The sequence below is a fragment of the Aurantimonas litoralis genome (assembly GCF_026153195.1).
GTDB lineage: Bacteria > Pseudomonadota > Alphaproteobacteria > Rhizobiales > Rhizobiaceae > Aurantimonas > Aurantimonas coralicida.
Map to the genome: position 1 here is coordinate 305482 of NZ_JAPFBM010000003.1, position 12300 is coordinate 317781.

Here is a 12300-nt window from a genome sequence, read left to right on the forward strand (position 1 = left end):
GCAATCCTTTCAGCCAGACCAGGGACTTCCGCATGAGTGCAGTGACGCCGTACCGCATCGCGACCATCGAGGGCGACGGGATCGGCCCCGAGGTGACGCAGGGCGCCATGCGGGTGCTGACGGAGGCCTGCGGCGCAGGCGTTCTCGACTTCGTCATGCTGGAAGGCGGCGCCGGCTCGCATGTGGCGACCGGCGAGGTGCTGCCCGCCGAGACCGCCGAGGCCTGCCGGACGCATCACGCGATCCTGCACGGCGCCGCCGGCCTGCCGGGCGTCGTCTATCCGGACGGCACCGAGGTCGGCAACGAACTGCATCTGAAGCTGCGCTTCGCGCTCGATCTCTACGCCAATGTGCGGCCGATCAAGCTCCTGACGGGTGTCGCGTCGCCGCTGCGCGCCTATGAGGGCGGCGGCATCGACTATGTCATCGTGCGCGAGAACACCGAGGGGCTTTACGCCAGCCGCGGCGCCGGCGTGGTGCTGCGCGGCGAGATGGCCTCCGACAGCCTCGTCATCACCCGCAAGGGCACCGAGCGGGTCGCCCGCTTCGCCTTCGAGCTGGCCCGCCAGCGCAAGGGCGCGCTGCGCGACGGCAAGCGCCGCGTCACGGTCTGCGACAAGGCCAACATCCTGCGCAGCTACGCTTTCTTCCGCAGTATCTGCGATGAAGTGCATGGCGACTATCCCGATGTCGAGATCGACTACGCCTATGCCGATGCGATCACCGTGCATCTGCTGAAACGCCCGGATTTCTACGACGTGATCGTCGCCGAGAACATGTTCGGCGACATCATCTCCGATCTCGGCGCCGCCACCGTCGGCGGCATGGGCATCTCGCCCTCGGGCGAGATCGGCGACAGCCACGGCCTGTTCCAGGGCGCCCACGGTTCGGCGCCGGACATTGCCGGCCAGGATCTGGCAAGCCCGGTGGCGGCGATCCTGTCGGGCGCGATGATGCTGCGCTGGCTGGCGGACAAGCACGACGACGCCGCGCTCGCCACGGCGGCGGGACGCGTCGAGGCGGCGGTTGACCGGACGCTGGAGGCGGGCGACTTCGTGCCCACCGATCTCGGCGGACGCGCGCGCTGCAGCGAGATGACCGACGCCATCCTGCGGGCGATGGCCTGACCCTTTCTCACAAGAGGACAAGTGCATGACGAAGCAGACGGTCGGCGTGATCGGCGTCGGGATGATGGGCCACGGCATCGCCCGCAACATCCAGAAGAAGGGTTGGCCGCTCGCCTATCTCGACCATCCCGGCAACCAGCCGAGTGACGATCTCGACGCGGATGGGGCAAAGCGCTTCGATGACGCGTCGGCGCTGGCGGCGGCATGCGACGTCCTGATCCTGTGCGTCACCGGCAGCCCGCAGATCGAGGCGCTGCTGCTGGGGCCGGACAGCGTCACCGCTGCGCTGCGGCCGGGCACCATCGTCGTCGACTGCTCGACCGGCATTCCCAGCGCCACCATGAAGGCCGCCGAAGCGGTGAAGGCGGTCGGCTGCGACTTCGTCGACGCGGCCATGACCCGCACGCCGAAGGAGGCCGAGGATGGACGGCTCAACCTGTTGATCGGTGGTGACGCGGCGACGGTCGCGGCGCTGACCCCGCTGTTCGAGGCGTTCTCGGAAAACCGCTTCCATGCGGGCGGCATCGGCCGGGGCCAGACGCTGAAGCTGCTGCACAATTTCGTCTCGCTGGGCAGCGTGACGCTGATCGCCGAGGCGGCGGCCTGCGCCGCCGAGAACGACATCGCGCCGGAGGTGCTGGTGGACTGCCTGCGGCGCGGCGGCGGCTATGGCGCCGGTCTCGACCGCACCGCCCCCTACATCCTCGACGGCGACGTCACCCCGATGCGCTTTTCCAATGCGAACGCGCGCAAGGACCTGACCTATTACAGCCAGCTCGTCGAGGAGACGGGCACGTCCCGCAAGGTCGCCGAAGGCGTACGCGGCGCGCTGGACTGGCTGGTCGAGACCGGCCATGGCGACGAGATGATGCCCACCGCCTGCACGACGTTCCGCAAGAAGGACGCTTGATCGCCTGACCCGGACGGCCGCCTCAAAGCGGAGACGGCCGTCTGGAGCCTTGATCAGCCCATCGTCGCCAGGGTCGCCTCGGCGAAGGCGGCGACGCTCAGGAGTTGCCGGTCCTGGCTCCAGGGGGCGACGAGCTGGATGCCGAGCGGCAGGCCGTTGGGTCCGAAGCCGGCGGGCAGGCTGATCGCCGGGGCGCCGATGAAGGTCCAGGGCGCGCAGAGCGCCGGATCGCCGGTGTTGTCGAGCCCCTCCGGCGCTTCGCCGGTCGCCGGCACGGTGAGGATCGCGTCGTAGCCGGCGAAGTGATCAGCCATCGCGCGTCGCAGATGCTTCTGGTTCTCCAGCGCGGCGACATAGGCCTTGGCGGAAATGCCGGCGCCGTCCGCGACCAGCGCCTTCAGATGATCGCTGGTGCGATCCGGGAAGCGCTCGACGCGCTCCTCGTAGATATGCCGGCCCTCGACCCGCAGAACGGTCATGATGTCGTCGAGGGTCTGGGCGTAGAGCGCGTCCAGCGCCACCGGCTCGAGCGTTGCGCCGGCGGCGGTCAGCGCTGCGGCCGCCCGGTCGCGCAGGGCGCGCTGATGCGGATCAACGCGGTCCCAGGCGGGCGGCTCGATGACGGCGATCCGCGGCCGTTCGGCGGCGACAGTCGCGCTGCCGGGCTCCGGTGCGGTACCGGCCGGCAGGTCGCCATGCGGATCGGACGGGTCGGCGGCGACGAACAGCCCATAGGCCCTGGCGATGGTGGCGACGTCGCAGGCGAACAGGCCGACATGGTCGAGCGACCAGGACAGCGGATGGACGCCGGTGCGCGGGATCGACCCATAGCTCGGCTTGTAGCCGACGACGCCGCAATAGGCGGCGGGGCGGATCACCGAGCCGATGGTCTGGGTGCCGAGCGCCAGAGGCACGATGCCGGCGGCAACGGCGGCGGCCGAGCCGCTCGACGAACCGCCGGGCGTGTGGCGCGAATTGTGCGGATTGACCGTCGCGCCGGGGCTGCGCCAGGCGAACTCCGTCGTGACCGTCTTGCCGAGGACCGTGCCGCCAAGCTCGCGGATGCGCGCGACGATCCAGGCGTCCGCGGCCGGAACATGCGCCGGGTCGATGCGCGAACCGTAGCCGGTGGGCATGTCGGCCGTGTCGATGATGTCCTTGACGCCGACGGCGAGGCCGGCAAGCGGGCCGCTGGTGCCGGCGGCCGGCGCGGTGTCCGGCAGATGGGCGAAGGCGCGCAGGGCCGGATTGCTGCTGACGGCCATTTCATAGGCGACCCCGACGGGGCCGAGCGTCGTGTCGCCCGCAGCGCCGATGCCGGCCGCGGTGGCGGTGATGTTTGCCATGGTCAGATCCCCCTCGAATGCCTCGCCGCGGGACGCTGGGCGCCCCGCGGCATCGATGATGCGCTCGCTCAGTCGACGATCGCCTTGTCGATGAACTGCCGGTCGATGAAATTGGCGAAGTCCGGCTGGGAGTCGAGATTGCCGAGGGCGATCTGGACGCCGAGGCTGGTGGTCATCGCCTCGTCGGTGATGTCGACGCTGGGAGCATACACGCCGTCGGTGATCATCCGCTTGACGGCGGCCTCGACCACCTTGGCGTCGAGGTTCGGGAACTCCTTCTGGGCGACCGCGACCGCATCTTCGGGCGAGGCCTGGATCATCGCCAGTGCCTTTTCGAGGCCGTTGACGAAGCTCTGGGCCTTGTCGGTGTCGATGTCGGTGCGGGTCATGATGGTGGAGAAGGCGTAGGGGCCGTATTCCTTCGGGAAGGAGACGATGACCTTCTTGCCCTCGGCGACGGCCTGGTCGACGCCGGGCTCATACATCACCGCCAGCGGCGCCTGGCCGCCGATGAAGGGGGCCGGCTCGGCGCCGATCTGCACCTGGGTGAGGGTCACGCTGTCCTCGGACACGTCGTTCTCGCCGAGCATCTTGAGGAACAGCGAGGTCGAGGTGGTCGGCATCATGCCGGCGACCACGGTCTGGTCGGTGAAGCTCTCGGGACCCTTGTAGTCGAAATCCTCGTCGGCGAGGATCCAGACGGCGGCGCCGTTGACGACATTGGCGATGGTCTTGACCGGGGCGCCCTTCTCGAAGGCGATGGCGGTCCATTCGGGACCGTGCAGCGAGAAGTCGGCGCTGCCGGAGATGACCGAGTTGAGCGCCGTCGGGCCGGAGCCGGCGCTTTCCTTGATGACGGTCAGGCCCTCGGCCTCGAACATGCCCTTGTCCATGGCGACGTAGAGCGGCAGGTAGAGCAGCGACTGGAAGGCCTGGGAGATCGTCACCTCGGTCTTGTCCTGGGCCAGCGCCGGGCTGGCAAAGGCGGTGAGGGCGGCGGTGGCCGCGACGGCGAGAAACTTCTTCATTGTTGGTACCCCTGCTGGTGATGGGAGGCGCAAGCCTCAGGCTGCGACCTGTCGCGTGGACTGGTCCTGCTTCCACGGCAGCACGCGCCGCTCGATGAAATTGACGATGTGGTAGAGGGCGAAGCCCAAGAGCATCAGCGAGAACAGCCCGACCCAGACGGTGTTGAGGTCGTAGAGATTCGACGCCGTGAAGACGAGGTGGCCGAGCCCGTGCTGGGAGGAGATGAACTCCCCGACGACGGCGCCGACGAGGGCGAAGCCGATATTGATGCGGAAGGTGGCGATCACCGCCGGCAGCGAGGATGGCACCACCGCCTTGAAGAAGATGCGGTGCTTGTCGGCGCCCATGGAAGTGAGCAGGCGCTGCAGGTCCTTGTCGGAATCGCGGGCCGCCTGGTAGGCGGTGATCAGCGCCACGATGGCGGTCATGGCGATGACCAGCGCGATCTTCGAGGTGTAGCCGGTCCCGAACCACAGGATGATCAGCGGTGCGAGGGCGATCTTCGGCACGCTGTTGAGCGCGATGACGAAGGGCTCGACGAGCCTGGCGACGCCGACCGAATACCACAGCGACAGTCCGAGCGACGTGCCGATGGTGGTGCCGAGGATGAAGCCCACGACCGCTTCCAGCGTGGTGTAGCCGGCATCGACGAAGAGCGAGCCGTCCATGATGAAGCGGGCGAAATTGACGAAGATCCCCGACGGCTGGCCGAACAGGAAGCCGGAGACGCCGCCGTAGCGCACGCCAAGTTCCCACAAGGCGAAGAAGCTCAGCACGGCGAGAAGCTGCAGCCCTGACCGGGCGATGCCGCCGCCCAGTCCGTCACTGGCGATCTGCCAGTCGATGCGGCGACGGGGCATGGCCCCGGTCGCGGCAGGATTGCGTGTGGTGGTGATGCTCATTCGGTGCCCTCAGTGCGTCTGGATATCGAGCTCGTTGCAGAGCAGGTGGAAGTACTGGGCGAAGTGCGGATCGCTGCGGGACTCCACGGGGGAGTGGCTGGCGATGTCGATCTCGTGGATGGCCTTCACCTTGGACGGACGCCCGGACAGGACGACGACGCGCTTGGACAGGGCGACCGCCTCGTCGACGTCGTGGGTGATCAGGATGACCGTCTTGCCGGACTTCTCGACCGCGTCGACGAGGACGCCCTCCAGATGCAGACGGGTCTGGTAATCCAGCGCCGAAAACGGCTCGTCGAGGAGCAGGATGTCGGGGTCCATGACGAGGGTGCGGATCAGCGCGACGCGCTGGCGCTGGCCGCCCGAAAGGGTGCTCGGATAGGCGTTCTCGAAGCCGCTGAGACCGAAGGTGTTGAGGTAGTCGAGGGCCTTCTCGCGGGCTTCCTGCCGGTCGACATTGCGCATTTCCAGGCCCAGCAGGGCGTTCTGCAGGACGGTGCGCCAGGGAAAGAGAAGGTCCTTCTGCATCATGTAGCCGATGCGACCGCGCAGGCCGTCCACCGGCTGGCCGCGATAGCGCATGACGCCGCCATCGGCCTCGAGCAGTCCGGCGATCATGTTGAAGATCGTCGTCTTGCCGCAGCCCGACGGGCCGATGATCGAGACGAAGTCCCGTTCGTAGATGTCGAAGGTCAGGTCGCGGACGACCGGGACCGTGCCACTGCGCGTGGCGAAGGTCTTGGCGAGGCCGCGGATTTCCAGTTGCGTCTGTCTGTCGCCCATATCGGCTCCTCATGCTGCATTGCGACAGACGCAGCATGGAGTGTGCCAGATGGGGCGGTGGGGCCGCCCGGGCGGGGCTGCCCGACGCGCGGGGCTGTTCAAGTCGCTGGAATCGCTGGGTCGCGATTGCCTGCATGGCTGCCCTGCGCTTTCTGCAGGGCGGATTTCACCGGTTTTCGACCGCGCTCCGCGGAGGAGGTGCAGCAGAACCGCGCGCAGAAGTCGCGCTTCATGGCTAAAATATATACACGACTTATGATTGCATCATTATAAGGCAATGCAGTGTCGGCGCGGTATGGCCGGCGGGACGGGCGGCAGCGATGGATCGCGCTGCCGCCGCGTCGCTGTCGCCGATCAGGCGATATGGGCGCCCTGGGCGGCGGTGTAGATCGAGTAGATCGACTGGCTCGCCGTCATCAGCAGCCGGTTCCGGTGCTCGCCGACAAAGGTGAGGTTGGCGCAGCCCTCGGGGGTCTTGATCTGGCCGATCTTCGTGCCGTCCGGGGCGTAGACATGCACGCCGTCCTGACCCTCGCCGGCAAAGCCCGTCGCCGCCCAGACATTGCCGTCGACATCGGCGCGCAGACCGTCGTGGAAACCGCTTTCGAGCGTCGCGAACTCGCGCCGGCCGGTCAGCCGGCGGCCGTTGTCCTCGACATTCCAGGCGATGATCCGGGCCGGCTCCGGATGATGCGTTGCGGCAGAATCGGCGACGTAGAGCGTGCGGTAGTCCGGCGAGAAGCACAGGCCGTTCGGCTTGAAGATCTCGTCGCTCAGCCGGGTCAGCGCGCCGCTCGCGGCGTCGATATGGTAGATGCTGGTCGGCAGTTCGAGCTCGCGCACGGTGCCTTCATAGTACCAGTGGCTGCCATAGCCCGGATCGGTGAAGATGATGCCGCCGTCGTCCGGGTGGACCACCGCGTCGTTGGGCGCGTTGAGCTGCTTGCCCTCGAAGGTCTCGGCCAGCACCTCGGCCGGGCCCTGGTGACCGTAGCGCACGACGCGGGCGGTCGAGTGTTCGCAGCTGATCTGCCGGCCTTCGAAGTCGAAGGTGTTGCCGTTGGAATGATTGGAGTGGTTGCGCAGCGGCGTCACCGCGCCGGTGACCTCGTCCCAGCGCATCTGGCGATTGTTGGGAATGTCGCTGAAGACGGCGTAGCGGCCGACGCCGTTCCAGGCCGGCCCCTCGGCCCACAGGGCGCCGCTCCACTGGCGCTGCAGCGGGGTGTTGCCGATCATGTATTGCGAGAAGCGGGGATCGAGCACCTCCCAGGCGTCGTCGGGATAGCGTGAGGGCTGCGGCGCGAGCGACTGCGCCCGTACGACATGCGGCATGGCGAGAGCGGCGCCGAGCGCCGCGCCGCCGGTGAGCAATGCGCGTCGATGAATGGTCATGGGTTCCTCCCCGTCGACCGGCATGCCGACCCTCCGGACGACCGTGTTGCTGTTGCGGGGAACGGCCGGCACCGAAGCGTAACGCGAAGCGGCAGGGCGGGCCAGCGTAACGTATACGAAAAGCCCGCAATCGCGCTGTAACGGTCGCGGTTACCTTGCGGTGCAGCACAAGATTTCGGCGTTCGGCGCCCGGCAGCCATTGCGCAGGGGAGCCTGCGAATACAGTATACCGCCTGAAATTGCTGCGAGGGTGGGGCTTCAATGGCATCTGTGACATTTCGGGACGTGCGCAAGGCGTTTGGCCCGGTCGAAGTGCTGCACGGCGTATCCATTGATATCGAGGAAGGCCAGTTCGTCGTTCTGGTCGGTCCGTCCGGTTGCGGCAAGTCGACCCTGTTGCGGATGCTGGCCGGTCTCGAGCACATCACCTCCGGCGAGATCCTGATCGGCGACCGGGTGGTCAACGCGCTGCCGCCCAAGGATCGCGACATCGCGATGGTCTTCCAGAACTACGCGCTCTATCCGCACATCACGGTCGCCGAGAACATGGGCTTCTCGCTGATGCTGAAGAAGGCCTCCAAGGCGGAGATCGCCGAGCGGGTCCGCCCGGCGGCCGAGATCCTCGGCCTGACCAATCTGCTCGACCGCTATCCGCGGCAGCTGTCGGGCGGCCAGCGCCAGCGCGTCGCCATGGGGCGGGCGATCGTGCGCGAGCCGCAGGTCTTCCTGTTCGACGAGCCGCTGTCCAATCTCGACGCCAAGCTGCGCGTCTCGATGCGCTCGGAGATGAAGAACCTGCACCAGCGGCTGCAGACGACCACGGTCTACGTCACCCATGACCAGATCGAGGCGATGACCATGGCCGACAAGATCGTCGTCATGCATGACGGCATCGTCGAGCAGGTGGGCAGCCCGCTGGAGCTCTACGACCGGCCGGACAATCTCTTCGTGGCCGGCTTCATCGGCTCGCCCGCCATGAACATGATGACCGGCGCCGTCGATCCGAACGACCGCGCGACCTTCGTCACCGGCCACGGCCACCGGCTGCCGATCGCGCGGCCGGGCAAGGCCGAGCCGGGTCGCGAGACGATCTATGGCGTCAGGCCGGAATCCTTCCGCCTCGGCGGCGACATTCCGCTGCGGGTCGAGGTGGTCGAGCCGACGGGCTCGGAGACCCACGTCATCGCCAAGCTGGGCGACAGCGACGTGATGTGCGTGTTCCGCGAGCGGATTTCGGCGGGGCCGGGCGACGAGCTGCCGGTCTCGATCGACGCGGAGGCGGTGCATCTGTTCGACGCGGCGACGGGCGCACGCGTTTCGGCCTGAAGCCGGCAAGGCTTCGGGCGGCCGGTCGGGTTGGAGGGCCCGGCTGGCAAGGGAGGACGGCCGTGACGGCAGCGGGAGCGCCGTCACTTCGGGGCACAGAATCGCACGCTCCCGCGCAAGTGGAGGAGATCACGATGACCATCAATCGCAGGACGCTTCTGGCCGGCACGGCCGGCCTCGCCGCCAGCGCGGCCTTCATCGGGCCGTTCGGCATGCGCGGTGCGCTGGCCCAGGCGGCCGCGCCGAAATTCAAGCCGGAGGAAGGCGCCTCGCTGCGGCTTCTGCGCTGGGTGCCCTTCGTCGCCGGCGAGGAGGAAGCCTGGAACGCCAACACCAAGGCCTTCACCGAGGCGACCGGCGTCGAGGTGCAGATCGACCAGGAAAGCTGGGAGGACGTGCGCCCGAAAGCCGCCGTGGCCGCCAATGTCGGCTCGGGCCCCGACATGGTGATGAGCTGGTTCGACGACCCGTTCCAGTATCCCGACAAGCTCGTCGACGTGACCGACCTTGCGACCTCGCTCGGCGAGCAGCATGGCGGCTGGTACGAGGGCCTGGAAGGCTACGCCAAGCAGGGCGACAAGTTCATCGCCGTGCCGCTCTGCGCCATCGGCAACGCCATCTGCTATCGCGACAGCCACATGAAGGCGGCAGGCTTCGAGGAATTCCCGACCGACACGGCGGGCTTCCTGGAACTGTGCAAGGCGATGCAGGCCAACGGCACGCCGGCCGGCTTCCCGCACGGCAAGGCGGTGGGCGACGGCAACAACTACGCCCACTGGCTGCTGTGGAGCCATGGCGGCAAGACCGTCGACGAGGCCGGCAAGCCGGCGATCGACAGCCCCGAGACCCGGGCGGCGATCGAATATGCCAAGGCGCTCTATGCCACCTTCATCCCCGGCACCGAGAGCTGGCTCGACATCAACAACAACCGCGCCTTCCTGGCCGGCCAGATCTCGCTGACGGCGAATGGCGTGTCGCTCTATTACGCGGCCACCAAGGACCCGGAGATGGCCGAGATCGCCGAGGACATCCGCACCACCACCATGCCGGTCGGCCCGGTCGGCCAGCCGGCGGAGCTGCACCAGACCTCGACGCTCAACATCTTCCAGCACACAAAGTATCCGGAAGCGGCCAAGGCCTATATCGAGTTCATGTTCCAGCCGGAGCAGATGAACGCCTGGATCGAGGGCGCCAGCGCCTATTGCTGCCAGTCGCTCAAGGCCTATGCCGACAATCCGGTGTGGACCTCGAACCCGATCCACGAGCCCTATTCCAAGGCCTCGGCCAGCCTGCGGCCGAACGGCTTTGCCGGGCCGCTCGGACCCTCGTCGGCCGCCGTCATGGCCGATTACGTGCTCGTCGACATGTTCGCCGAGGCGGTGACCGGTCAGCGCACCGCGGACGAGGCCATCGCCAACGCCGAGCGGCGCATCGCCCGCTACTACCGCTGAGGATGCCGGCACCGGCCTGAAGGGCCGGTGCCACAAGACGCGGGCGCGCGGGCGTTGCTGCCCGGGCGCCTGTCGGCGGCGGCTTCGGCCGCGCGCCCTTTCGGCAACGGAGACGATCGACGATGTCCAGCATAGAGGCGACCGCCAGGCCCTCGGCATTCCGCCGGTTCGTGCAGAGCCGCGGCGGGCTCGGCCTGTTGTTCATGCTGCCGGCGGCGGCGTTTCTCTTGTGCTTTCTGACCTATCCGCTCGGTCTCGGCATCTGGCTGAGCTTCACCGACACGACCATCGGCCGGACCGGCATCTTCATCGGCCTGGAAAACTATGCCTGGCTGTTCGACGATCCGGTGTTCTGGCTGTCGGTCTACAACACCATGCTCTACACGACGGTCGCCTCGGTGCTGAAATTCGGGCTCGGCCTGTGGCTGGCGCTGATCCTCAACGAGCATCTGCCGTTCAAGAACTTCTTCCGCGCCATCATCCTTCTGCCCTGGGTCGTGCCGACCGTCCTGTCGGCGCTGGCCTTCTGGTGGATCTTCGACAGCCAGTTCTCGATCATCTCCTTCGTCCTGATGAAATGGGGCTGGATCGACGCGCCGATCAACTTCCTGGGCGACCCGACCAATGCGCGGGCCTCGGTGATCGCCGCCAATGTGTGGCGCGGCATTCCCTTCGTGGCGATCTCGCTGCTCGCCGGCCTGCAGACCATCCCGCAGTCGCTGAACGAGGCGGCGGCGCTGGACGGCGCGACCTCCTGGCAGCGCTTCACCAAGATCACCCTGCCGCTGCTGACGCCGATCATCGCCGTGGTGATGACCTTTTCGGTGCTGTTCACCTTCACCGATTTCCAGCTGATCTACGTCCTGACCCGCGGCGGGCCGGTCAACGCCACCCACCTGATGGCGACCCTGTCGTTCCAGCGGGCGATCCCCGGCGGCCAGCTCGGCGAGGGCGCGGCCATCGCGGTGGCGATGATCCCGTTCCTTCTCGCCGCGATCCTGTTCTCCTTCTTCGGCCTGCAGCGGCGCAGATGGCAGCAGGGAGGCGGCGAATGATGGGCGTTCAGATGCTGGGAGGAACGATCCGATGAGCAAGCAATCGGCGGCCGCAAAGGCGGCGAATGACCGGGCCGAAGCCTCCGGCCTCAGCCAGTTCGACACGCTGCCGCGGCGGATCCTGACGCTCTACCTGCCGCTGTTCGTCTTCGTCTTCGTCCTGCTGTTCCCGTTCTACTGGATGGTGATCACGGCGGTGAAGCCGGACAACCAGCTCACGGATTACCAGACCTACAGCCCGTTCTGGGTGGTCGGGCCGACGCTGGAGCACATCAAGTATCTGCTGTTCGAGACCTCCTATCCGGGCTGGCTGTGGAATACGATGGTGGTCGCCGTCTGCTCGACCTTCCTGGCGCTGGCCGCCTCGGTCTTCGCCGCCTATGCGATCGAGCGGATCCGCTTCACGGGGGCGCGGGTGACCGGCCTGATGATCTTCCTCGCCTATCTGGTGCCGCCGTCGATCCTGTTCATTCCGCTGGCCTTCATCGTCTTCCAGGTCGGTATCTTCGATTCCATGTTCGCGCTGATCCTGACCTATCCGACCTTCCTGATCCCGTTCTGCACATGGCTGCTGATGGGCTATTTCCGCACCATCCCCTTCGAGCTGGAGGAATCGGCGCTGGTCGACGGGGCGACGCGCTGGCAGATCCTGACCAAGGTGGTGCTGCCGCTGGCCGTGCCGGGGCTGATCTCGGCCGGCATCTTCGCCTTCACCCTGTCCTGGAACGAGTTCATCTACGCGCTCACCTTCATCTCCTCCTCGGAGAACAAGACGGTGCCGGTCGGCGTCCTGACCGAACTCGTGCGCGGCGACATCTACGAATGGGGAGCGCTGATGTCCGGCGCGCTGCTGGGCTCGCTGCCGGTGGTGATCCTTTACTCCTTCTTCGTCGATTACTACGTCTCGTCGATGACCGGGGCCGTGAAGGAGTAGCGGCAACGCTCCGGGAGGCCGATCAGGGGCAGGCGGCGCGCC

Annotated in this window: 11 protein-coding genes; 6 read left to right on the plus strand and 5 right to left on the minus strand. The window is 67.2% G+C overall.

Annotation, left to right across the window (positions count from 1 at the left end):
* The first annotated feature begins 32 nt into the window (after positions 1-32).
* Entirely contained in the window at positions 33-1127 is a 1095-nt protein-coding gene (locus N7I30_RS08880; protein WP_498638209.1) for an isocitrate/isopropylmalate dehydrogenase family protein, read from the plus strand.
* A gap of 25 nt (positions 1128-1152) precedes the next feature.
* Complete coding sequence (locus tag N7I30_RS08885) at positions 1153-2037, plus strand: NAD(P)-dependent oxidoreductase (protein WP_498638211.1); 885 nt, start codon at positions 1153-1155, stop codon at positions 2035-2037.
* A gap of 53 nt (positions 2038-2090) precedes the next feature.
* Here N7I30_RS08885 and N7I30_RS08890 read toward each other — a convergent pair whose 3' ends face one another.
* The 5 genes from N7I30_RS08890 to N7I30_RS08910 form a co-directional block, all read right to left on the minus strand.
* Positions 2091-3383 (minus strand): amidase, encoded by a 1293-nt coding sequence (locus N7I30_RS08890; protein WP_498638213.1) that lies wholly within the window; start codon positions 3381-3383, stop codon positions 2091-2093.
* Positions 3384-3451: 68 nt separating this feature from the next.
* Complete coding sequence (locus tag N7I30_RS08895; RefSeq protein WP_024352145.1) at positions 3452-4411, minus strand: ABC transporter substrate-binding protein; 960 nt, start codon at positions 4409-4411, stop codon at positions 3452-3454.
* 36 nt (positions 4412-4447) lie between these two features.
* Positions 4448-5314: an ABC transporter permease gene (locus N7I30_RS08900; protein ID WP_187392304.1), complete on the minus strand. Its 867-nt coding sequence runs from the start codon at positions 5312-5314 to the stop codon at positions 4448-4450.
* 9 nt (positions 5315-5323) lie between these two features.
* Complete coding sequence (locus tag N7I30_RS08905) at positions 5324-6097, minus strand: ABC transporter ATP-binding protein (RefSeq protein WP_024352147.1); 774 nt, start codon at positions 6095-6097, stop codon at positions 5324-5326.
* Between the two features lie 354 nt (positions 6098-6451).
* The gene (locus N7I30_RS08910; RefSeq protein WP_498638215.1) at positions 6452-7492 is read right to left on the minus strand and encodes an SMP-30/gluconolactonase/LRE family protein; all 1041 of its coding nucleotides are present in this window, start codon (positions 7490-7492) and stop codon (positions 6452-6454) included.
* A gap of 261 nt (positions 7493-7753) precedes the next feature.
* On the opposite strand from N7I30_RS08910, the gene N7I30_RS08915 reads away from it, so the two are divergent.
* The 4 genes from N7I30_RS08915 (at position 7754) to N7I30_RS08930 (ending at position 12258) form a co-directional block, all read left to right on the plus strand.
* A complete protein-coding gene (locus tag N7I30_RS08915; protein ID WP_024352149.1) occupies positions 7754-8818 on the plus strand; it encodes an ABC transporter ATP-binding protein in 1065 nt (354 codons plus the stop codon).
* 134 nt (positions 8819-8952) lie between these two features.
* Positions 8953-10269, plus strand: coding sequence for an ABC transporter substrate-binding protein (locus N7I30_RS08920; protein WP_498638217.1), 1317 nt, complete (start codon positions 8953-8955; stop codon positions 10267-10269).
* Positions 10270-10391: 122 nt separating this feature from the next.
* Complete coding sequence (locus N7I30_RS08925; protein WP_187392301.1) at positions 10392-11324, plus strand: carbohydrate ABC transporter permease; 933 nt, start codon at positions 10392-10394, stop codon at positions 11322-11324.
* A 31-nt stretch (positions 11325-11355) separates the two neighbouring features.
* A complete protein-coding gene (locus N7I30_RS08930) occupies positions 11356-12258 on the plus strand; it encodes a carbohydrate ABC transporter permease (protein ID WP_024352152.1) in 903 nt (300 codons plus the stop codon).
* Positions 12259-12300 lie beyond the last annotated feature (42 nt).